The 22953-nt window shown below is 59.0% G+C and carries 14 protein-coding genes and 3 pseudogenes; 7 read left to right on the plus strand and 10 right to left on the minus strand.

All coding sequences use genetic code 11. The features are described 5' to 3' along the window. The first annotated feature begins 237 nt into the window (after nt 1-237). Nucleotides 238-1098: a lactonase family protein gene (locus LDH66_RS19805; protein ID WP_226482812.1), complete on the plus strand. Its 861-nt coding sequence runs from the start codon at nt 238-240 to the stop codon at nt 1096-1098. A 21-nt stretch (nt 1099-1119) separates the two neighbouring features. Here LDH66_RS19805 and LDH66_RS19810 read toward each other — a convergent pair whose 3' ends face one another. Beyond that, on the minus strand, nt 1120-2115 hold the full coding sequence (locus LDH66_RS19810; protein WP_226482813.1) for a Gfo/Idh/MocA family protein: 996 nt from the start codon (nt 2113-2115) through the stop codon (nt 1120-1122). Nucleotides 2116-2289: 174 nt separating this feature from the next. On the opposite strand from LDH66_RS19810, the pseudogene LDH66_RS19815 reads away from it, so the two are divergent. After that, nucleotides 2290-2412, plus strand: a pseudogene (locus LDH66_RS19815) (PPC domain-containing DNA-binding protein); the annotation flags it as partial. Nucleotides 2413-2805: 393 nt separating this feature from the next. Further along, nucleotides 2806-4260, plus strand: coding sequence for a 2,5-dioxovalerate dehydrogenase (xacF, locus tag LDH66_RS19820; protein ID WP_226482815.1), 1455 nt, complete (start codon nt 2806-2808; stop codon nt 4258-4260). Between the two features lie 617 nt (nt 4261-4877). Here xacF (LDH66_RS19820) and LDH66_RS19825 read toward each other — a convergent pair. From LDH66_RS19825 to LDH66_RS19865, 8 genes and pseudogenes are all read right to left on the minus strand, one after another. Next, a pseudogene (locus LDH66_RS19825) lies at nt 4878-5445 on the minus strand (enolase C-terminal domain-like protein); the annotation flags it as partial. Between the two features lie 1088 nt (nt 5446-6533). Then, on the minus strand, nt 6534-6926 hold the full coding sequence (locus tag LDH66_RS19830; protein WP_226482816.1) for a hypothetical protein: 393 nt from the start codon (nt 6924-6926) through the stop codon (nt 6534-6536). Nucleotides 6927-7493: 567 nt separating this feature from the next. Continuing rightward, nucleotides 7494-8267: an IclR family transcriptional regulator gene (locus LDH66_RS19840; RefSeq protein WP_226482817.1), complete on the minus strand. Its 774-nt coding sequence runs from the start codon at nt 8265-8267 to the stop codon at nt 7494-7496. 627 nt (nt 8268-8894) lie between these two features. Beyond that, nucleotides 8895-9971 (minus strand): mannonate dehydratase, encoded by a 1077-nt coding sequence (locus LDH66_RS19845; protein WP_226482818.1) that lies wholly within the window; start codon nt 9969-9971, stop codon nt 8895-8897. Between the two features lie 424 nt (nt 9972-10395). Then, on the minus strand, nt 10396-10833 hold the full coding sequence (locus tag LDH66_RS19850) for a universal stress protein (RefSeq protein ID WP_226482819.1): 438 nt from the start codon (nt 10831-10833) through the stop codon (nt 10396-10398). A gap of 605 nt (nt 10834-11438) precedes the next feature. Next, nucleotides 11439-12734: a TRAP transporter large permease gene (locus tag LDH66_RS19855; protein WP_226482820.1), complete on the minus strand. Its 1296-nt coding sequence runs from the start codon at nt 12732-12734 to the stop codon at nt 11439-11441. A 1-nt stretch (nt 12735) separates the two neighbouring features. Then, nucleotides 12736-13296 carry a TRAP transporter small permease gene (locus LDH66_RS19860; protein ID WP_226482821.1) on the minus strand — a complete coding sequence of 187 codons (561 nt, stop codon included), beginning with the start codon at nt 13294-13296 and terminating at the stop codon, nt 12736-12738. Nucleotides 13297-13358: 62 nt separating this feature from the next. Further along, nucleotides 13359-14399, minus strand: coding sequence for a TRAP transporter substrate-binding protein (locus LDH66_RS19865; protein ID WP_226482822.1), 1041 nt, complete (start codon nt 14397-14399; stop codon nt 13359-13361). Nucleotides 14400-14860: 461 nt separating this feature from the next. Between LDH66_RS19865 and xacF (LDH66_RS19870) the strand changes: the two genes are divergently transcribed. Further along, complete coding sequence (gene xacF / locus LDH66_RS19870) at nt 14861-16312, plus strand: 2,5-dioxovalerate dehydrogenase (RefSeq protein WP_226482823.1); 1452 nt, start codon at nt 14861-14863, stop codon at nt 16310-16312. Nucleotides 16313-16798: 486 nt separating this feature from the next. Then, nucleotides 16799-17737 (plus strand): dihydrodipicolinate synthase family protein, encoded by a 939-nt coding sequence (locus tag LDH66_RS19875; RefSeq protein ID WP_226482824.1) that lies wholly within the window; start codon nt 16799-16801, stop codon nt 17735-17737. 769 nt (nt 17738-18506) lie between these two features. Here LDH66_RS19875 and LDH66_RS19880 read toward each other — a convergent pair. Then, nucleotides 18507-19139: a ThuA domain-containing protein gene (locus LDH66_RS19880; protein ID WP_226482825.1), complete on the minus strand. Its 633-nt coding sequence runs from the start codon at nt 19137-19139 to the stop codon at nt 18507-18509. Nucleotides 19140-19424: 285 nt separating this feature from the next. On the opposite strand from LDH66_RS19880, the pseudogene LDH66_RS19885 reads away from it, so the two are divergent. Both LDH66_RS19885 and LDH66_RS19890 read left to right on the plus strand, forming a co-directional pair. Then, nucleotides 19425-19949, plus strand: a pseudogene (locus tag LDH66_RS19885) (carbohydrate-binding family 9-like protein); the annotation flags it as partial. A 164-nt stretch (nt 19950-20113) separates the two neighbouring features. Continuing rightward, on the plus strand, nt 20114-21811 hold the full coding sequence (locus LDH66_RS19890; protein ID WP_226482826.1) for a thiamine pyrophosphate-binding protein: 1698 nt from the start codon (nt 20114-20116) through the stop codon (nt 21809-21811). The last annotated feature ends 1142 nt before the right edge of the window (nt 21812-22953 follow it).

The raw sequence follows: 22953 nt of genomic DNA on the forward strand, positions 1-22953 counted from the left end.
GTCGGTTCCGGTGCAACCAAGGCCCGCCCGCTCGTTTCGTTCGACCGTGACTCGACGGCGTTCGCAGCTGACGTTCGTCTGTTCGGCCGGAAGCGACGTCGACGGCATCGTCACCGTGGAGATACCGCCCGACGGGACGCCGACCGAACGCGCACGCATACCCGCACCGAACCCGATGTTTCTGGCGATCCGCCCCGACGGCGAAACCCTCTACGCGGTCGAGCGCGTCGAGGGCGGGTGCGGTCGGCATACCGAATCGACGCCGAGAGCGGCCGACTCACGCGGCTCAACGGTCGCTCGAGCGAGGGCGACGGCCCCTGTCACGTCAGCGTCGACGCGACCGGCCGCTACGCGTTCGTCGCAAACTATCAGGGCGCGACCGTGGCGGCGTACCCGCTCGCGGACGACGGCCGACTCGGCGAGGCCGCCGACGTCGTCGCCCACGAGGGCTCCGGCCCCGACCCGGAGCGGCAAGCGGCCCCGCATCCGCACGCGATCGCACCCGGCCCGGAGAATCGGTTCTGTTACGTCCCGGACCTCGGAACGGACCGCATCGAGATCTATCGCCCCGACGAGTCCAGCGCGCTCCGGCCGACCGAGGCCGAGCCGGTGACCGCCCGTCCGGGCGCGGGACCGCGTCACATCGCCTTCCATCCGACCGAGCCCTACTGTTACGTCGTCGAGGAACTCGAGTCGACGGTGAGCGCGTACAAGCGCGACCCTCGGACCGGCGGGCTCGTATCGATCGACCGGACGAGTACCCTGCCGGCCGCGTTCGACGGGGACAACGAGTCCGCCGACGTCCACGTCCATCCGTCCGGTCGGTGGGTGTACGTCTCCAACCGAGGCCACGACAGCGTCGGCGTCTTCGCGGTCGACGCGGCGACGGGCCGCCTCGAATCTGTCGACCACGAACCGACGCGCGGGGAGACGCCCCGCGACATCGCGCTCGCTCCCGACGGCTCGGTGCTCCTCGCCTGCAATCAACACGGCGACTCGGTCGTGAGCTTCGCGATCGACGGGGCCGGACGCCTCGAGTTCGTCGCGGCGCTCGACGTCCCGAAACCGGTCTGTGCGACGTTCCTCGAGTCGGCGTGACGTCGGCTTACTGACCGCCCGTCAGGTGTGGTCCTGCAGATCGCGCACCTCGTCGACGCGGACGGGGCGATCGAGGTCCGCCGAGGCGTAGGCGGCGAGGACGACCTCGACGGCCTCGCGCGCCTCTCGACCGGTGACGATCGGATCGCGGTCCTCGCGGACCGCCCCGACGAAGTCCCGGACCTGCCCCTCGAGTCCCGTCCCGCAGGGCGGGTCGGCGAGTTCGGGGTCGACCTCCTCGTCTCCGAGGACGAACGTCCCCGAGTTGTACGAGCCTTCGGTGCCGTTCAGTTCGACGCGCTCGCGCCCGCCGCGGACGCCCGTCGTCGCCTCGATCGTGCCGCGCGCGCCGTTCTCGAATCGGAGGGAGACGACCGCGACGTCCTCGCACTCCATCTCGTGGGCCATCGTCTCGGTCTCGGCGGTCACGCGCTCGATCCCGCCGGTCAGCCACTGGAGCAGGTCGACGAAGTGGATCGCCTGCTGTATGAGTGCGCCGCCGTCGAGATCGCGCCGACCGTGCCAGTGGTCCTCGTAGTAGCTTTGCGGGCGGTACCACTTGACCGCGGTGTCGGCCAGCAGCAGGTCGCCGAACCGCCCTTCCTCGACCCACTGTCGGGCGGTCCACCGCTCTGGCGTGAAGCGGCGCTGGAAGATCCCGCCGAGCCGAACGTCGTTTCGATCGGCGGCGTCGATCATCCGGTCGACGCGCTCGATGTAGACGTCGAGCGGTTTCTCCGAGAGGACGTGAATCCCGGCCTCGGCGGCGGCGACCGCGATTTCGGCGTGGGTCCCCGAGGGCGTACAGACGCTGACAGCGTCGAGTTCCTCTTCGGCGAACAGTTCCTCGTAGTCGGTGTATTCCGCCGCGTCGTAGTCCGCCTCGAACGGCGCGATCGACTCCTCGCTTCGGGCCGTGCCCGCGACGACCTCCGCGCCGTCGACGGCTTCGACCGCGTCCGCGTGGTTGCTTCCGTACCCCGTCACGCCGACGATCCCGTATTTAACAGTCTCCATGAGATACCCTACCGACTGTTCGACCGCACTTCAAATTTGGTGACGGCGGGCGATCGGTACGCCGACACCACATAGGAGGGATCGACACTACACGGTCGGGATCGCAGCTACTCGCGCCTCTCTCCGCCTGCCGCGGTGTCAACGTTTATTCCGACGGCCGTTCCACGGGGAGACATGGAATCGTTCGAATCCGACGACGGACACGTGATCGTCCGTCTCGACCGCGGCGATATGGCCCTCGAGTCGATCGAACGGGCCTGCGAGGAGTACGACGTCGACACCGGCGCCGTCGCCACCAGATGAAACCGTAGAGGCCCAGTCCGACGAGGATTAGCCCGAAACCCCAGACGGCGAAGATCGCCGACCAGATACCCATCAGTTCGCCCTCTCCCCTGATGGTTGCCCCGTTCAGAATCGCGCCCAGCGCGACGATGACGGCGCCCGCCGCCGCGATTTTCAACAGGAGAGAGTCGATGATCGGATCGAGAACCGTTTCTCGAAATTGGGACGTCGTTTCCGGATCGTTCGCTCGCTGCGTGGAACTCATTACCATGATGGTTTGCTTCACCCCTATAAATTAGTTAGGGTTCGCTACGCCGAGCAGACGCCGTCGAGACCGTCATCACTGACGCTGGTAATATTGCCGGGAAACAAAGCTTCGTATGGAGAACAGCGGAATAACTAGTCTGAATGCCGACAGCGAATCGTAACTACGTCGATGGTGAGTGGGTAGAATCGCGTTCCGGAGATACGTTCGAGGTACTGAATCCTGCAAACACGAACGAGGTCGTCGGAGAGTTCCAGTCCTCCTCGGCTGCGGACGCCGAGGAGGCCGTCGAGGCCGCAGTCGCCGCCGAGGACGAGTGGGCGTCGACGCCCGGCCCGTCCCGCGGCGCGATCCTCAAGGAGACGGCGCAGATCCTCGAGGACCAGAAGGACGAACTGACCGAGACGCTGACCCGAGAGGAGGGGAAGACGCTCGGCGAAGCCGGCGGAGAGGTCCAGCGTGCGATCGACATCTTCTACTACTACGCACAGAAGGCCAGCGACCTCGGCGGCACCGTCAAGTCCTCCAGCAGCCGGGACACGGAGCTCTACACCAAGCGCGAGCCGCTCGGAACCGTCGCGCTGATCACGCCGTGGAACTACCCCATCGCGATTCCGGCCTGGAAGCTGGCACCCGCGCTGGCGGCCGGCAACACGGCCGTCCTCAAGCCCGCCTCGGCGGCGCCGACCGTCGCCTCGAAGCTGCTCGAGGCGCTCGACGAAGCGGGACTGCCCGACGGCGTCGCGAACTACGTCACCGGCTCCGGGAGCGAGGTCGGCGGCGTGCTGACCGACCACGAGGGCGTCGACGCCGTCTCCTTTACCGGGAGCACGCAGGTCGGGACCGCCGTCGCACAGGCCGCCGCAGACGACCTCAAACGCGTCCAGTGTGAGATGGGCGGCAAGAACCCGACGGTCGTGATGCCCAGCGCGGACGTCGACGAGGCGGTCGACATCGTCGGCGCCGGCGCGTTCGGCGTCACGGGCCAGGCCTGTACCGCCTGCTCCCGAGCGATCGTCCACGAGGACGTCTACGACGAGTTTGTCGCGGGCGTCACCGACTACGCCGAATCGATCGAGATCGGCCCTGGCGACGAGGACGTCGACATGGGCCCCCACGTCACGAACAGCGAACTCGAGGGCACGCTCGAGTACGTCCAGATCGCCGCGGAGGAAGACGGCGCGACCCTCGAGACCGGCGGCGAGCGACTCACCGGCGACGAGTACGACGACGGTTACTACGTCGAACCGGCCGTCTTCTCGGACGTGGAAAACGACATGCGCATCGCTCAGGAGGAGGTCTTCGGTCCGGTGCTGGCGGTGCTGAAGGTCAGCAGTTTCGAGGAGGGCCTCGAGGTCGCCAACGACATCGACTACGGCCTCTCGGCGAGTATCGTCACGCAGGACCTCACCGAGGCCAACCAGTTCGCCGAGAACGTCGAGTCGGGCGTCGCGAAGGTCAACGAGAAGACGACCGGGCTCGAACTGCACGTTCCCTTCGGCGGCTATAAACAGTCCTCGACGGACACCTATCGCGAGCAGGGCGACGCTGGACTGGACTTCTTCACGTCGACGAAGACGGTCTACATGAACTACTAACCCGTCGACGATCCGTCCCAAACACTCGTTTCGATATCGATTCTTTTGGACAGTCGATCATTGTTCAGTTCGACACCGGTACCGTTCTGCATCGATCTATCGCCGGCTCGATTCGTCCGTCTCGGTTCCAGGAGGCGATTTCGTCGCCTCGACTGAATCGGTTTACGCACTGATCGGGAAGCCCTCGTGCGATCAGATGGACTGACGTTCGACGAGGCGATCTATCTCGATAGAACGTGTCCCGACTGATACAGAACGAATCAGGTCTCTCCCGAACGGATCTCGTGGCGATCAACACGACCTCGATGGTTTCGATACGGGGCCTCGCAACCGTCGTCACTCGAGGACCTCGAGTCGAGCGATGTCGGCACCTCGCGAGCGGACGCGAACCCGGTAGTTGCACGGGACGGCCGCTCACTCGTTTCGCTCGTTCGTTGAGAATGGGATCTTACCCACCTTCACAGCACCGTTCAGATGAATGTAACTCCGAGGGATCACGGATACCTTCGATACGCCGCCCATGCCCGTGCCGGAGATGGTACCACAGCCGAACAGTCCCGCCCAGTAGTCAGGCGAACCGAGGAAAGTGATCGGCGATGCCGTTCCCGCTCTCGCTCTCAGTCGGAGCGGTAGCGTTCCAGCGCGTCCAGATCGAGTTCAATGCCCAGTCCCGGCTCCTGCGGGACGTCGATGGTGCCGCCGGCAGGATCGAAGTGTGTCTCGAGCAACTCGCTGCGCATCGGGTTCTCGCTGCGATCGAACTCGATCAGCATCGGTTCGGGGACGTTGCGCGTGTGGGGGTAGTTCGAGATGCTGGCGGCGAACTGCACCGCGGTGGCCATGCCGACGGCGCTGTTCCAGATGTGGAGTCTGGCGGCGATGTTCTCGGTCGCGGCCATGCTGGCGATCAGCCGCGCCTCCGAGAGGCCGCCACAGCGGCCGAGGTTCGGCTGGACGATGTCGACCGTCCGGTCGTCGATCAGTTCCTTGAACTCAAACCGTCCGTAGGGCGATCGGGACGTCGATCTTGCTCCGCAGTTTGCGGTAGCCCGACGCGTTCTCCGGCGGCATGGGCTCCTCGATCCAGATCACGTCGTACTCCTCAATAGCCCGCGCGGACCTGACGGCCTGATGCGAGCGGTAGTTGCCGTTCATGTCGACCATCAGGTCGGCGTCGTCGCCGAGGGATTGTATATTGAATATCGAAATGAAGTGCGCCGGATCAAGCGATTTGTACGGGAACGGATACGGAACGAACTGGCGACTAGTCCTATACAAACATATGGGCGTAATAAGGAACTTCAAGAGAGAACCCGACATTTACGGTGTTAGTGGAACCATCCCTGTCAGTAAATAACATGAATCACCGATCAGACGGGACGTTCGCAATGAAGATAGCGCCAAAAACGGCTATATTCGGGTCGCAACGAGAGGGTCGACAACGGCGTCGTCGACCGGAACGAGTCACAGGAGGGCACCGATCAGTGTACCCGTATCGAACGGTGAACGATCACTTCGATCGTACCGGCCATTTCCCCTCGGAACGACTTGAGGATGCTCACAGACTCCCATCCGTGTGCCAGAGTCGATTTGCACGTAGGTATGGTTGGCTTCCATGATCCGCTCGGGATAGCGGAAACGGTCGAGGTGCGCGAGCCAGACATACTCGTGTCTGGCATTGTGTTTGTTCGACGGACGGGAGTCGACCTGCGTCCGACCCCGCGTACCCCATGTCGCGAAGTCAGTTGATACGCGAGCGGTCCGCCTCAGAGAGGAACACGTACCAGCGGTGGACGGTGTCGGTGACTCGAATAGCTTGCGCTGTAACGTAACCGACTCCAGAGTTATCTGTGAGCGTTGCTCAGGCTGACTGATATCCGGTCGGAGAGTCTACAGGTATAGCAGGGCGAGTGACTTAGGACTCGACCCCAAGGGTGAAGCCCGCCGAGAAATATATAAATATATTATACTTATGAAGGGAGGATACTTTTAAAAATATTTGAAACACCGATATGAAATAATTAGTAGAAAGGAACTGCGACTCCTCTCAAAACCTGCCATAGGCGGTGAGACGGGAGTTGTCGGGTCGTGGGGGGTGCCGATCCTCACGGGCGCACCGAACGTTCGGGTGTTACTTCCAGCCGACTTCAAGAGAAGAAGATCGAGGGGAATTAAATTCACCTGCGTCCGTTTGCCCACGTTTCGGGCGCTCGGACAAAACGGTGAAGCCGCAGGGTGCGACCCTGAGGTACTTCACTATCTGTTCGTGGTGCCTATGCATCGAGGTTCCCCTTCGAGTCCAGAATCTCGGTGAAGTGGTCGACGAACAGCGACGTCCGCTTCGAATGGCCGTCGTCGGTCGTCTCCTCGAGCGGTGCGTTCTCGAGGTTCGTCGCGAACTCCGGAGTGTGAGGGAGTTCTCCGACTACCTCGCGAACGTCGAACGTGATCGCGTTCTCGTCGTCTGTGTCGAGCCACGCGGCCGCGGTCTGTTGGTCGGTGTACTCAATGGTGTACGTCTCCCCGCCGGCCAACTTGACGATGTGCTTCATGGAATCGATCTCGAGGCTGTGATCGTCGCGCTTCAAATAGAGCGTCTCGTCGGCGATTCGGGGTTCGTATCGGGGTTGGTCTGTCGTTATGTGGTGACTGGAATCATAAGTCATGAAGAGATAAATAACGTGTTTGTTTATTTCCCTGTCTGGTACTGTCTAGTTCTGAACCGCCACGACTGGCGTTTTTCCGTCGGGAGTTCGATGCAGTCTATGACGGATGCAGTAATGTGCGAGCGGTTCAATCCACTCACGGGCGCTCGCCCGACTGCCCACCTACGAGTTGCGGAAGCGACCAACGCACATTTCGATGTGTGAAACCACGGTTCAATGGGGTTTCGTTCGTATAGTTAACTGGACGACTCAGTCCAAACCTCGAGATTGCCGTCCGATAGACGAATTGATCGATGAGAAACTCAGACCCGGATAGATTGTGTCTCTCGCGGATTTTCTGGAAAATGCAGCCGCCAGATTGGTGTCGTGCCAGCCAAATAGCTCGGTTTCGAGAATCAACTGTAATTCGATATTTATTGCAGTATACACCCAAGACCACTCACCGTTTCTTTCGACAACGGTTTCGTCAACAGTGACCCGTAACGGCATCACCGTCCGCTCGTTCTTCTCAACAACCTGTTCGTTCCTCAACTGGATCGACGAGACAGTGACAAGACGGAGAGGATGTCATGAAAACTTGGTGTTGAGTTCGATGACGTTCGCCGCCCGCTTGACGCTCTCAGCGAGTTCACCGTGGAGGTAGTCGTCCGTGATCCGACTGGCTGGTCCAGTGACGCTGACGGCGCCAACCACTGATGTTCCGTTTCGAACGGGCGCAGCGACACAGCGGAGCCCCTCGATATTTTCCTCGTCGTCGATCGCGTACCTCCGCTCGGCAGTCTCCTCGAGTTCCTCGTAAAGACTGGCCTGATCCGTGATCGTTTTCGGCCCTCTTCGTTCGAACGTCGCCTCACTGATAATTTCCTTCTGTCTGTCAACCGGGAGAAATGCGAGGATGGCCTTTCCGAGCGAGGTCGAGTACATCGGTTGCTTCCCGCCGGCGCGCGAGGCCGTCTCGACGGCTTGGTTTCCCATTGCTTTGTAGAGATACGACACGTGTCCGTGTTCCTCGATCCCGAACTGCGCGATCTCTTTTGTTTCGTCCGCCAATTCGTCGACGGCGTCGACGATCACGTCGTAGTTAGCAACCTGATTGCGGACGTCATTGGCCATATCCAGTACCTGCAAGCTCAGCCGGTAGCCGTTGTCTTCGCGGACGATGATCTCCTCGCTCTCGAGGGTCTGGAGGTGGCTGTGGATCGTGCTCTTCGAGTGGCCGAGTTCGTCGGCGAGTTCGGTTACGCTGGGCCGGTCGTTCTTCCGTACGGCGTCGAGAACAGTAAAGGCAATCTCGACTGATTGGATCCGGCGTCCGGTGCGTTCGTCGGGGGTATTTGCCATACTGAAACGTAGTAGGTTTCTCCCACATAAGCTTGTTCCTCAGAGGGGAACCCCTTCTCGTTGAATCCATCGGCTTTCGAGTGAAGAAATCCGGTCGTTTAACATCGCCATTCGTGACGACTTCCGGATCAGGTGGGAAAGCCACTCACTATCAATCGCTTTCCGGCCGTGACCGCTCTTTAGGCGATCATCCCAACGGTACCGACTTCCCCTCCAAGAACGAATTTAGTATTCCCCGCATACAAACACCACTGTGAGTCCCAAATATGGCTGTTTTAGGGGTGCAGTACCGAGGCGGCTAAAAATTTGATTTGCTCTCTCTCGACCGAAAGGCCCATTCCTTACACTCATATGTATGTGATTTACAACCCCCTCACACATACATATAGATGTAAAATTCGGGAAGGGGGAACTAAAGTAGCTGAAAATGGCCTGGATATGGATCAGTGGTTGAATATGATATAATTTAATTACTATACATGGTCATTTTATCTATATCTAATGAATAAACATCAGCAGATGGCGAATCCAGAGCGAAGATGTTGCAAGAGAAAGTATATGTTTGCCACCCACAGCGCTTCTTCGCAGATGGGAGGCGGAATTTAGGAACAGGGACAGGGAATAGACTTACTCGGCCTCGGGCGCTGGCGTTGTCTGCGTCGGTTCCGTACGGACCGTATCGACGACACCGCGGAGATATCCGATGGTAAATCCGCGTCCTCGGTGTCGCCAGTCGTCATCACCCACCATCTTTGGTACGTGGTCGGGAATGACTGGCCCTTCGAAACCGACATCGTGGAGCACTCTTACCGCGTCAGCGGTATCGAAGTTGCCCTTATCGACGAACGTCTCGTGGAACTTCGGCATCGTGCCGACGACATCACGGAAGTGGATAAAGACAATCTGGTCGCGCTCGCCGAATCGACGGATGACCTCGGTAACATCCTCACCCATCTGTGAGAAACAGCCCAGACAGAGCTTCAATCCGTGATTGTCGCTTGGGACGAGTTCCATGCCCTTTTCGAAGTTCTCTACATTGCGGAACAGGCGCGGAATGCCTCCGAGCGATTCGAGACTCGGCGGATCGACCGGGTGGAGTGCCAGATCGACACCTGCCTCCTCGGCTACCGGAAGAACGGTCTCGAGGAAGTACTTATAGTTGTCCCAAAATTCGTCCTCGGTATACTCACGGTCGATACTGGGTGCGAGCTCGTTCGGGTTGTCCAGTTCATCGTAATCGAAGGCAGTAGATTCGGCGCCACCCCGGTCTTCAACAGGGGAAGTACGCATCGGAACGACGCTGCGGGGGTTCCACTGATATCCCAAGATTGGGATGCCAGCCTCTCCGAGATTTCGAATTAGGGTCGTAATCTGATCGAGCGCCTCGTCCGCACCGTCACGGCCGAACATGATGTCACCGTACATCGAATACGGGAGTGATTGAATACCCGTGAAGGACAGCCCCGCGTCCTCGATCCGCTCTCGAGCGGCCATAAGTTCCGAAACGGACGGAATCTGGTTTGGACCGACTGCAATCGTATCAGTTCCATCACGGTCGTTGAATTCGTCGGGTTCCTCCTCCGTATCGGCGTGATCTACGAAAATATCCGTTGCACCCAGTTGACGAATATACCGTAATCGGGGTTCTGAAAGGGATCGTGTCCGAACGCCAACGCGGACATCAGCACTACTGTTCTGGCTCATACGTTATACCTATCTCGAGATGACTAAACTGTTACGAAGACTGCAGCGACCGCGAACTTGGTGCAATAATAAGTAATTATTGTTTATATTTTATATTGAAAATGGTAGATATTTATATATTGGAGAGTTCAGAAAGCTAGGTATACCCGCTTGCTATGGGACAGCAATACGGGCTACGTTTTCGAAGAGCTACGACAGGTGGCGCAATAGTCCCTCAGGCAACTCTGAAGCTATGCGGTGGCCGACTCGTAGTCTGGTAGTTCACCACACTTGATTGCGCCATCTGTTTATCCGCCGCGTAGAAGCATAAACTCTGCTATCCATCCCCTATTTGTGCGAAAATCATTATAGTTAGACTCTGCTTCAGAGATCGATATCTTCTGGAACTGGTTCATGACGTTCGACCAATGATACTATGTTATGATTATATCGTCGTTACAGTAACCGGTCCATCGAATTGGAGGATAACGGATTGGGCCACATCGCCGAAAACTGCTTTTCCGGCCGGGGAGCGCTTCTTTCCGCTAATGAAGATCTGGGCGCACTTTTCTTCCTCAGCTACTTGGATGAGGCCCTCTGGAATTGTCCCAACGAGACCGATTGTTCTATATGGGACATCGTCACCGAACGCATCGCGCGCAATATCTTTCGCTTCGGTCTTTGCGATTTGCTCCATTTCGTCGATGCTTTCGATTTGCCTCTCCGAGTTTGCCTGCCGTTGAACGTTATTCTGTATTTTTTTCTCATCTATTATCCTGCAAAATATAATCTCGGTATCCGTTCCGGTAACGTGTCGCTTTGCTGTACGGAGTAATTTTTGATCCGGTTCATCGCCTGTTTGGGCAACAAGCACTGTATCCATACTATCTGTACTATTGTGAAGATATATAAAACCCAGCCTGCGGTGAGACGCTATTTGGATGCAGTTGTGAGACCACGTAGACGATCTCCGCGCTTCGACCGTCTAAATCTACTTGAGAATAGATCTGAAGCGGTCTCTACTCAGTAGTTCGACCAAAATTACGTATTACAGACCAACTACGCCCATATTTGATTCCAGCGTATATGTCGATTTGCCCGGCATCAGATCTACGAGTCCTGCACAGAAAGACACTGAAAGATTACTGCATCGTTCGCTTCACTCTCCGCGATATAGCAGTGACTGAGCAACCAGTGAGTCGCTGCGTGCTTGCACACTTGTCAACCGCTATCTTCTCCCATAGTCGGTTGAATACGTCTGTGACTTTAGCGCAAATTGAACGCTTTGCCACTGCTGAGAGACCGGCTAATTTCTAGAAATCGAACGGTTAGTAGCAGGAGGTAATTCTCGATGAGGTCTCTTCAGACGATATCTCGGATATTTCGGCTGAGTCTAATCAGCAACTGTTTACGTAGTTCTCGGAGCACTAAGCCGTTATATACCGGAGGTTATCTGCTGTGATGAACGTACGAAAACGGGAAACTAGATCAGAAGAAGTAGTTGTTCGGGACGTAGAGCGAAACTTCAGGCACGAGGGCGACAATCAAGATAACGACTAGTAATGGAATGTAGAACAAGACCATCGCGCGCATGACAGTTTCGAGCGAAGCATCGGTCACCTTTTCCAGAACGAAAAGGACCGATCCCAGCGGCGGCGTCACGACGCCGGTCATGAGTGAGAGGATCATCACGATCCCGAAGTGGATCGGATCGATTCCGAGTGTCCCAATGATCGGCATGAGGATCGGAACCATGATCATGATCGTCGCAGTGATGCTCATGAACGTCCCGATGAGCATGAACAGCGGAACGAAGATCAGGATTGCCACTGTCGGATCCGTCGTAAATCCTGTAATGGCGTCAGCTAACAATATTGGAATTCGGAGCTGCAGCGCGACAAGACCGTAGAGCATAGCGAGAGAGATGATGAACAGAATAGAGAACGTCTCAACCATCCCGTCTCGGAATTCCTCAAGCAGTATCCCTCCGGTGAGAGAACCCTGATAGAAGCCCAGTCCGATTGCGTAGAGGACTGCGACTGCGCCAGCCTCCGTCGCGGTGAACATCCCCGAGAGAATACCGCCGACGATGAATACAGGGATCACTAGCGCAGGGAGAGCGTTGATGAACTCTTGACCGATCGACCGGAGTCCGACGGCCTCGCCCTTCCCGTATCCTTTCCACCGGACGACGAGATACGTGAAGACGGAAAGGACAACCGCAAGTAGCAGTCCGGGTACAATTCCGGCGAGGAATAGCGCCCCAATGGACTCTTCCGCTAACACGCCGTAGAGAATGATCGGCACACTCGGCGGAATGATTGGTCCGATGATCGAGGACGCGCCAGTGACACCGATTGCCGTCTTTTTATCGTATCCTTGATCGCGCATCGCGTTGTACTCGACCCGGCCGAGCCCTGCAGCGTCAGCGACCGCCAATCCGGACATCCCGGAGAAGATGACGCTTGCGCCGATATTGACCTGCGCAATTCCGCCTCTGACCCGGCCGAATACCGCGTTCGCGAAGTCGAAGACCTCGGAGGTCATATCCGTCCTATTCATCAATCGACCTAACATGAGATAGAACGGAACTGCGAGTAACGTAAACGAGTTCAGGCCGTGCATCAACTGATTTGACATCAAGCCGAAATTAAGGGGTGGACCAAACGGGGAGAGCATGATAAGGACACATGCTGATCCGATCGCGACCGCGACGGGCATGCCGAGCGCATAGAGGACCAGCAGTCCGCCGAGGAAGATGAGTCCGATCAGTAATAGCTCCATCTTATTCTCCCTCCTTGTTCGCGCGGTTTTCTTTGTTCATGAGTTGTTGACTGAAATTGGTTCTCGTTAGCAGAGAGCGCAGATTGATTAGTTCGTAGAACACCATCATCCCGATGAATACCGTTATTGATCCGTATATCCATCCCTGGTGTACCTGACCTACAGCCATCATAGGCGTATCCCAGTTCTGAAGCGACGCACGAAAGCCGGCATACCCCAACATGATTAGGAAGACAATCGTCAAGACCTGCGCAAGGATATCGACGATTGATCCGATCACCGGAGATCGTTTTTCGAGCTGGGTAGAGACGATTGTCATCTTGATATGTTCGCCGTTTCTGGAGGCAACTGCAGCCCCACCGTATGTCCCGACTATGAGCAAATATCGTGCGAGCGGTTCCGTCCACCATGCGCCCCCGCTGACCGGGAGATTGAGTACACGGACGATTATCTGAAATACTGTCAAAACCAACATCATAATAAAAATAAATGTGGCTACATTTAATACGATCCAATCGTACCATGTATCTCTTTTCAATCCCAGTGATTGGTCGATATCCATGTTCAATAGTAATGATCGCGATAATATAATAGCACCGATTCAGTGAGACTACGTTACTTTACTCAGATGTTACGCCAGTCCTCCCACGAACCGGCATACGTCTCTTCGAATAACTGTTCGATAGCAGGAGCGGCTGCCTCATAGAACGCCTCTGAATCGACATCTTCGATGATTTCCATGCCGTTTTCGCTGGCCTGAGTAAGTAGTTCTTCTTCCGAGTCACGGGCCCACTGCGTTGCCTCTTCGGAAACTTCAGTGACAATCTCGTCGATCATATCCTGCTGAGACTGATCCAGTCCCTCATAGAAACTGGTACTAACGTACATCTGTCCACTCTGCGGGAGATGGCTCGTTTTACTGTAGTAGTCCTGCACTTCCCAGAGGCTAAGCGAGGCGATTTGGGCTGGTGGACCTTCAGAAGCTTCAACAACGCCCTGCTGAAGGCCTGAATAGAGTTCGTCGAGTGAGACAGGTGATGGACTCGCACCGACGGCTTCCCACGCTTTCACCCATGAATCATGACTCGGAAGCCGGAGATCCATCCCTTGAACGTCCTCAGGAGTGCGAACTGGCTCGTTCGACGTGTAATGACGCATCCCTCTGTAGACTCGAGGACCAGCGACCTTTATCCCTGCTTCCTCAAGGGCCGGGTATACTTCTTCCTGAAACTGGTCCGACTGCATGATCCGCTGCTGGTGCTCGAAACTATCGAGGACGTACGGCGAGTTGAAGAAGTAGTACTCGGGTGCGTGCATGTCGTAAGCGTCTGACCCGCCGGTATACATGTCAACTGCCCCCTGGTTCATCAGATCGAACGTTTCGGTTTCTGACCCGTACGAACCGCCGTAGGAGAACTCGACGGTGATATCTCCGTCCGATTCCTCTTCGATGCGGTCTTTGAACTGTTTGCCCGCGTAAACCAGCGAAGTTCCCTCTTCCATCACACTTGCCATCGTGATGGTAGTTCCGCCACTGCTACCATCCCCACCCATACACCCAGCAAGAGTTGCTAGTCCAGATGCACCAATACCCATCTTGACGGCTTGACGCCGCGTCATATTACTCAAACGGCTCTCCTTCCCAGAAGTCTGTTTGCCAGACATAGTCAACCCGAAACAGCGGAGGGATATAAATCTAATCAATATTAGGTCGATTCGAGTACATCCATCTGCCTGGTCAGTGGGTACACATCTTCAATAGGAGCCACAATAACGACGCTGTCGTCACAGTTACTGCGGCGACAGGCCGTCTCAAGGGCATCGGCCACGAGAACCAACGCGTGTCCGATGACATCCGAAACATTGCGTCCACTCTCGACGGGAGGACTACTCGCCTGTGACCAGTACGGCAACTCAATCGCGAACCTCTCGATCGACGAGTCCAGTCTCCCGTTTCTCTCGTGACTGCCTGTCGGAGAGAGTTGCCAGACGGACCCGTCCTCAATTTCGTGCAGGCATACACGCACATTATCACGAATCCGTGCCGGCGAGACCGCCGTCACCGGTCTGGTAGTATTGCCGGGAAAGAAACCTTCGTAAAGAGAACAGCAAAACGACTAGTCCGAATGCCAACAGCGCACCGAAACTATGTCGATGGAGAATGGGTCGAATCGCGTTCCGGAGACACGTTCGAAGTACTAAATCCCGCAAACACGACCGAGGTCGTCGGCAAGTTTCAGTCGTCGACCTCCGAAGACGCTGAAGAAGCAGTTGAGGCCGCAGTCGCCGCTGAGGACGAGTGGGCGTCGACGCCCGGCCCGTCCCGCGGCGCGATCCTCAAGGAAACGGCGCAGATCCTCGAGGACCAGAAGGACGAACTGACCGAGACACTGGTTCGGGAGGAAGGGAAGACGCTCAGCGAGGCCGGTGGCGAGGTTCAGCGCGCGATCGACATCTTCTACTACTACGCACAGAAGGCCAGCGACCTCGGCGGCACCGTCAAGTCACCTAGCGGCGAAGACAAGAACCTCTACACCAAACACGAGCCGCTCGGCACCGTCGCGCTGATCACGCCGTGGAACTATCCCATCGCGATCCCGGCCTGGAAGCTGGCACCCGCGCTGGCGGCCGGCAACACGGCCGTCCTCAAGCCCGCCTCGGCGGCGCCGACCGTCGCCTCGAAGCTGCTCGAGGCGCTCGACGAAGCGGGACTGCCCGACGGCGTCGCGAACTACGTCACCGGCTCCGGGAGCGAGGTCGGCGGCGTGCTGACCGACCACGAGGGCGTCGACGCCGTCTCCTTTACCGGGAGCACGCAGGTCGGGACCGCCGTCGCACAAGCCGCCGCGGACGACCTCAAACGCGTCCAGTGTGAGATGGGCGGCAAGAACCCGACGGTCGTGATGCCCAGCGCGGACGTCGACGAGGCGGTCGACATCGTCGGCGCCGGCGCGTTCGGAACCACGGGCCAGTCCTGTACCGCGGCCTCCCGCGCGATCGTCCATGAGGACGTCTACGACGAGTTCGTCGATGCCATCGCCGATTACGCCGAGAACCTCAAGGTCGGGCCAGGTGTCGATGATCCGGACATGGGCCCCCACGTGACGGAGAGCGAACTCAAGGGAAGCCTCGAGTACATTGACATCGCCGAAGACGAAGGCGCGACCCTAGTCGCCGGCGGCAACGCGCTCACCGACGACGAGTACGCCGACGGCCACTACATCGAGCCGACGGTCTTCGCCGACGTGGAAAACGACATGCGCATCGCCCAAGAAGAAGTCTTCGGGCCGGTGCTGTCGGTGCTGAAGGTTAGCAGCTTCGAGGAGGGCCTCGAGGTCGCCAACGACATCGACTACGGCCTCTCGGCGAGTATCGTCACGCAGGACCTCACCGAGGCCAACCAGTTCGCCGAGAACGTCGAGTCGGGCGTCGCGAAGGTCAACGAGAAGACGACCGGGCTCGAACTGCACGTTCCCTTCGGCGGCTATAAACAGTCCTCGACGGACACCTATCGCGAGCAGGGCGACGCTGGACTGGACTTCTTCACGTCGACGAAGACGGTCTACATGAACTACTAACCCGTCGACGATCCGTCCCAAACACTCGTTTCGATGTCGATTCTTTTTGGCGATCGATTCGCCATTCGGTTCCACGCCGACACCGTTCGGCATCGGTCGCTCGGTCGCTCGATTCGATTGTTCCGTCTCGAGACGGCAATTTCGATTCCTCGTTTCTACTGCGCCGAGGGACTTGTCGTCTCGCTGAAGCAGTTCATCTGCCGACCTCGACGTTGTCGCAGGCGTTCTCCACCCCGAAATCCCACTATAGCGACACTGCTGCCCATCCCACGCTGAAGACGGGTTCGCTCGCGTTTACGATTCGAGGCAAATGTGCGCTGTGTCTTCGAAGAGTGCAGCGGTATCTCATGGCCGTGACCGGCGTCGGCAGGACTGCGACCCGGTTGCGGACACTGCTCTGCTCCTTATCGCGTCTCTATCTGGTATATACTGCACGGGCCAATTTTAAGCGATGGATTTATACTCTCCGCGATACATCTATTTATTATGTCATTGCCAGCCAAGCAGGTACGGAGCCGCCTCCGTGGCGTTGCTGTCGGTCTGTTGACGCCATTCGATGACGACCTCGAGATCGAACACGAGAAGATCGCTGAGAACGCCCGAGAGCTGTACGACGAAGGGATTCGGACGTTCTTAGCGACCGCGAACATCAGCGAATATCACTCGCTGTCGGCGAGCGAGCGCGTCGACGTGGCCGAGACGAGCGTCGACGCGCTCCCGTCGGACGCGTGCGTCCTCGCGGGCGTCGGCGGCAGCACCCGGGACGCACAGGAATTGATTCAAGCGTACGATCGCATCGACGTCGACGCGATGATGATCATGCCGCCGGACCACACCTATCTCCACGAACAGGGACTACTGGAGTACTATCGTGACCTCTCCTCGGTGACGGAGACGCCACTCGTCCCCTACGTCCGCGGCTTCGATCCGTCCGTCGACTACCTCGTCGGCCTTTCCCGCGTCGAGGGCGTCGTCGGGGTCAAGTACGCGCTGAAGGACCCGGTCAAGCTCGGGGCGGCCGTCGAGGCCAGCGACGACGACGTCGTCTGGGTCGACGGCCTCGCGGAACCGTACGCCGTTTCGTTCTGGGCCGAGGGCGCAGAGGGCTTCTCCGCGGGCGTCAGTAACTTCCGACCGGAAATCGGGCTCGAACTGTTCGACGCGCTCTCCGAGGGCGACTGGGAGCGTGCCAGCCGACTCCGGAACATCTGCCTGCCGTACCAGAACTTCCGGGACGAGACCGGTCAGGACAACGAGATCGAGGGCGCGATCAGCGTCTCGGCGGTCAAAAAGGGACTCGAACTCGCCGGCCTCAACGGGGGCAACGTCCGAGCACCGATTCGATCGCTCGCACCCAAAGAGGAGCAGAAGGCCGAACGACTGTACAGTCAACTCGAGGACGACATCGAATCTCTCATCGAGTAACGCGAGACCGGACCCGAAAGCGAGCAGTAGCCAGTCGTACAGTAGTTTCGAGCACCACCGTTTTGCAGCCAGTACAGGCATTCACGGGCGACGCCGCAGCCGCGCGGAACTGACCGTCACTCCCCGCGGCCGATCGCTCGTCTCACAGCCCCGGGTTCGGTCCGCGAGAAGGCACGCGACCGATACCGACTCGTTCCGCAGAGAGGAACGGTTTCGTCGCGATCGACGTGGCTGTCTCCCCGCGGTTCATGCGCTGTCGACTCTCTGGCCCGCCGGCCGGTGACCGAGACCGTTACGATCGCGTGTATTCGCCGAATTATCATCCGAGGAGTCCGTGATCGGCATCTGGAGTCGTCGTCTCCGGTCCCCGACATCCGCTGTGACCGATCCGGGACGGGATCGCCGGCGACTGGATTCGGACATCGGGAATCGCCAGTATCAGCTGCCCACGGCACAGATATAGCGACCCTTGCCGCCGATTGATTTCGAACGGCGGGTCGACCCAGTCTCGAGACGGCATGTTCGACGCCTATTCACCTATTTTCGCCCGTATTTTTACATCCATACGAGTGTAATGGTTCCCGGTGAGAGAACTGCTCTCGCTCTCGCTTCGGGTTGGATTCTCTCCGATAACTCGTCGAAAACCACCCAACGGAAGCGATCCGATCGGAGCAATCGATGCGAACGGGGATGATGGAGCTACTCGGCGCGGTGTGACGGAGGCTGGAGCTACTCGACGGCGATGGCGTGACGGGCCGCCAATCGGCTGCTACCGCTCTCTGGCGGCCCACGAGAGGCCGTGTCTGAGAAGCGTTCGGACGTCATCGGGATCGAACGCGTCGGTATCGTGCCCGAGCGAGCAGTAGAAGACGCGTCCATCCCCCTCGGAACGGACCCAGGCAGCCGGCATCGTTCCCATCGATTCGTGCGTGAACTCCGCGAGAACGTCGACGCGATCCTCGTTCCAGTCGAGTTGGTACGGTTCGTCGTACGTTCGAACAGTCTCGACGTCGGCCGTCACCGGATGGTTCTGGTCGACGATTTCGACCTCGAGGTCGGTCATCTCGGGGTGCGTGACGAACCGCCCGCCGATGAGCGACGCCAGGTCGTCGCACGGGTCGTCGACGAAGGAGTCGACGTCCGCTGCGCAGTGGATGCCGACGTATCCCCCGCCGCCGGTGACGAACGAGCGGATCGCCGCGAGCTGTTCGTCGGTCCAGTCGGCCTTCGTCGTGTAGTCGACGAGGACGTCGTAGGCGTCGAGTTCGAGGACCGCATCGCGGTCGGTCGTCCGGTTGAGTTCGGCGACGCCGTCGAAGACGTCCGCGAGCACCGGTCCGATCGTCGCGAACTCGTGAAACTCGAACTCGTTACCGCCGATCGCCAGCGCGTCGATATGCATACGGCACCGTTCTCGAGGGCGTCTCTTACTTGTTTCGTCTAATTGAACCGTACAGCGCACTCTCGGAGACGGGAGACGGCCGAACGGTGGTAAGAGAATCGCCCCGATTTGTCACTGGACCGTTCCAAGGAGTCGTACATGAAGGAGTACACGATCCGTCGAACAACGACTGACGTTCCCCTTACCAGAGCCGTCTCCGGAACGCCCTGGGACGACGCCGCCGCGTTCCGCATCGACGAATTCTCCTGACACGACGGCGGGCCGAAGCCCCTCACGACGGGGCGAGCTCTCTACGACGATCGGGCGATCTACCTGCAGTACCACGTCGAAGACACCGATATCACGGCCGACGTGACCGACCTCAACGGCCCGACCTACCGGGACAGCTCGGTCGAATTCTTCGCCGATCCGACCCCGGACGACGACTCGCGATACCTCAACTTCGAGCCGAACTGCTGCGGCCAGTTCAAACTTGCCTGGCAGGAACGCGACTGGGAGGAACGCGGGATCGGCCGCGACCTCGTCTCGAGCGACGTCGCCGAGAAAATCGACGTGGAGACGTCCGTTTCCGGCCCGACGAAAGACCCCGACTCGAACGACGAGGAGTGGTGGCTCGCCGCTGCACTCCCTGTCGACGCGCTCGAGTCGCTTACCGGCGTGAGCCTCGAGCCGACGTCGGGAACGGAGTGGCGGGGGAACTTCTATCGGAGCGGCGTCCCGACGGCTCAGAAGGCGACGTGGAACCCGATCGAGAAACCGGAGCCGGACTACCACTCGCCGGAGTACTTCGGCCGACTTCGATTCGAGTAGCGCCGTCGGTAGCGGATCGCGAGGACTCGAGTGTCGGCAACGGTAGTCGGATCGATACGACCACCATCTCGCTGTCGGCGCCACGCCGTGGATACCGCAGGATCGCCGCGGGGGTGCGAACGACCGACAGTATTTATGCCACTGCATCGCCGTAGTCGGACCTGATGACTCCGACTGACGATAGTCCGCCAACCGAGACCGGCAGTGAACAGCTCTACGACGCGCTCGTCGACGCCGGAATCGACCTCCTCGTCGGGCTCCCCGGAACGCAGACGCTGCCGCTGGATCGAACCGTCGACCGACGGGACGACATCAGGTACATGATGGCCCGCCACGAGACCGCGATCCCCCACGTCGCGTGGGGCCACTACGAGGCCGGCGGCGACGTGGCCGCGACGCTGACCGTTCCGGGACCCGGTGACACGAACGCGATGCACGGACTGAAGAACGCGCTCGACGACCGCGTTCCCCTGATCCATATCGCCGCGGACGCCGATCCCGAGGATCGCGGCAAGGGACCGATCCACGAGATCGAACCCGACACGTACGATAACGTCGTCAAAGAGAACTACTCGATCAAGCGCCCGGTCGAGTTCCATCAGGCGGTCCGGACGGGGATCGAAACCGCGCTGACGCCGCCGTGCGGCCCGGTCCGACTCGGCGTTCCGAAGCCGCTCCTCGACGCCGAGTTCCGCTCGCCGCCGGTGACGATCGATCCACCGACGAGTCGCTTCGACGGCGACGAGGAGTATCGGGCCGCGACGCGACTGCTCGCCGACGCCGAGCGACCGGTCGTCTCCCTCGGCGTCGGCGCCCGCCGATCGGGCGATCCCGACGCGATTCGGGCCCTCGTCGAGCGTCTCGACGCAGCCGTGGTCACGTCCTACAAGGGGAAAGGCGTCTTTCCCGAGGACGATCCGCGCTGGCTCGGAACCACGGGCAGTCACCTCCCGGCGGGAGCGGAACGTGCGCTCGAGGCCGCGGACGTCGTGCTCGCGCTCGGCACCCGGTTCGACGGCGTGACAACTGCCGACTGGTCACTACCCATGGGCGAGTCGCTCGTCCACGTAACCCTCGACTCGAGTCGGATCGACGTCGCCTACGATTCGGATGTCGCGATCGTCGCGGACGTCGCCAGTGCGGTCGATCGGTTGCGGGACGGCCTCCGATCCGAGGCTCCTCGACCGGACGGTGCGTGGGACGGGGCGGCCGTCGGTGACCGCGTCCGTGCGGAGTATGACGAACAACTCAGTGACAGCGGCTTGCTCGAGGACGACGTACCGATCGCGACGGCAGGCGCGCTCCGGACGCTCCGCGACGTCCTGCCCCGCGAGACCGTCGTGACGACGGATATCGGCGGATTTCGGCTCTGGGCCAAGCAGACCTTCGAGACGTCCGAACCGGAGACGTACGTCACTGCCGGCTCGTGGGCCGGAATGGGCGTCGGTATTCCGGCCGCGATCGGTGCGAAACTCGCGAGACCGGAGCGGCCGGTCGTCGCGCTGACGGGCGACGGCGGGGCCATGATGTGTCTGCAGGAACTACACACGGCAGCGGCGTACGATCTGGACGTGCTCACGATCCTCTTCAACAACGAGGACTACGGAATCATCAGTAAGTCGCCCGCGATCGACCAGTACGCCGAGGGCCACCGATTCGACTGGTCCTCCCCCGACTTCGTCGCTATTGCGGAGGGCTTCGGCTGTCGGAGCGAGACGGTGCAGACGCTCTCGGGGCTCGAGAGCGCCGTCGACGCCGCACTAGCACGGGAGGACGGGCCGGAACTGATCGACGTCCGCGTCGATCCCGACGAGCCGACGGCCGCGTCGGTCGCCGACTACGACTCCGAACTGGAGTTCTGAACGTTCCCACGCGGACGATGCGACGTGCGCTCGCGAATCGAGAGATGAGTTTGAAACGCGATTCACCGATAGCTGGTTTGCGTACAGAACGGCCTGCTACCGGAGAACCATTACTCGTACAAACGGCCTCGATAGCGGTCTGGTTCCGTAGTTTCGTCAGTCGCTCCGAACGGATGGTCCGGACTCGAGGCAAACTGGAACCAGGTAGTGTTAGGTGTTCCTCTTTCGGGAATGTATAAATTTAGCTCCTCTTGGCGTCGTTTGTACGGATTATAACGTTTATACGGATTACAACGTTTCTTGATCCGAATTTACAGGAGAGAAATAGCGATCTCGAGACGGGAGACTCAGGATAGAACCGGATGTAGCTGGATGAATTACAACCGTAATGGTGTAACGGTTCGGACAGGGAGAATCGATATTTCATTGTTGTTCGGAAAGGAACGCAGTCAGACGAATACGCCGTTGCAATATGGAGGAGCGGTATCGGTGCCGTCGAATACGCGATTCGCTTGGCGACGAATCGTCGGCCCCGTACTATAGATAGACCGTTGTGATGATTCGAACGTGTAGTCGCATACTTCGGACCCCCGACGAACCGAGCAGATATCTCGGTCGAAGAGGGAGACGTCGGATCTCGGTCAAAGAGGGAGATATCGAGAATACGTCTCTGATGACAAAGAGCCGTATGCGTCTTCGGTGATAAAGGCCGTGAGCAGAGTGACTGTGCGATTGTTCTCCCTGAGTCGGATCAGACGAGAACAGTATAACAGATCCTGAAAAGAGGTTTCTGCTCTGGAAAACGGGAACCCATTTTCACACCAGGAAGGTTGACTATGCATATAGGAAGGAGATACCATCGAACGGAAAGGCGATGAGGAAATACACGGGCGGACGACGAACTCAGGACTGAGACTGCGCTATTCGATATGAAACACCGAGTATATCGGGACCAGTGCCACTGCATCCGCGTTCAGAGACGCCCACTGCGTCCGTGTTCAGAGACGCTCAGCTCCCGTCCGTATACTCAGACGAATGTACCGACGTCGATCAATGAGAGCCGAAAGGCTAGTGTATCCGCTTGCTACGGGACAGCACGGGACTAGCTTTTCGGAGAGCTACGACAAGTGGCGCAGGGTACC

Origin of the sequence: Natrinema amylolyticum, assembly GCF_020515625.1 — an archaeon.
Taxonomy (GTDB): Archaea; Halobacteriota; Halobacteria; order Halobacteriales; family Natrialbaceae; genus Natrinema; species Natrinema amylolyticum.